Source organism: Vibrio sp. 811 (assembly GCF_033339195.1).
In genome coordinates, this window is the sequence record NZ_JAWOUB010000678.1 from 1 (window position 1) to 585 (window position 585).

Below are 585 nucleotides of genomic sequence, written 5' to 3' on the forward strand. Positions count from 1 at the left end.
AACGAGGCTATCAACTCATTTGTACTGTTGAACGCCTAAGCCCGCTTTCTTCAGACTCAAGCTCAATTGAAGTTGAAGAGCCAGCTTCTGATAACAATGACGCCTCTACTAATGAGGTAGAAACTATCGTAGAGCCGTCTTTAGCGACGTCTTCTGACGCAATCGTTGAACCAGAAGCGCCAGTAGTACCTGAAAAAGCACCTGTGGCTTCTGCTGTGAATCCTTGGATTCCACGCGTTATTTTATTTTTGGCACTATTACTACCGATTTGCGTACTGCTGTTTACAAACCCTGCGGAATCTCAGTTCCGTCAGATTGGTGAGTATCAGAACGTACCAGTGATGACACCTGTAAATCACCCTCAAATCAACAACTGGTTGCCTTCTATTGAGCAGTGCATTGAACGCTACGTTAAGCACCATGCAGAAGACTCCTTACCAGTGGAAGTGATTGCCACTGGCGGACAAAATAACCAGCTGATTTTGAACTACATTCATGACAGCAACCACTCGTATGAGAACGTGACATTTCGTCTTTTCGCAGTTCAAAACGATCCAACAGACATCTGCAAATAAAGGAGGCCAG

General features: G+C 45.0%; 1 protein-coding gene. It reads left to right on the plus strand.

Features of this window, described 5'->3' with window-relative positions; translation table 11 throughout:
* Window positions 1-575, plus strand: a 575-nt coding sequence (toxR, locus tag R7Q46_RS28795; RefSeq protein WP_318078529.1) for a transcriptional regulator ToxR, incomplete at its 5' end; no start/stop codon positions are given.
* Between the last annotated feature and the right edge of the window lie 10 nt (window positions 576-585).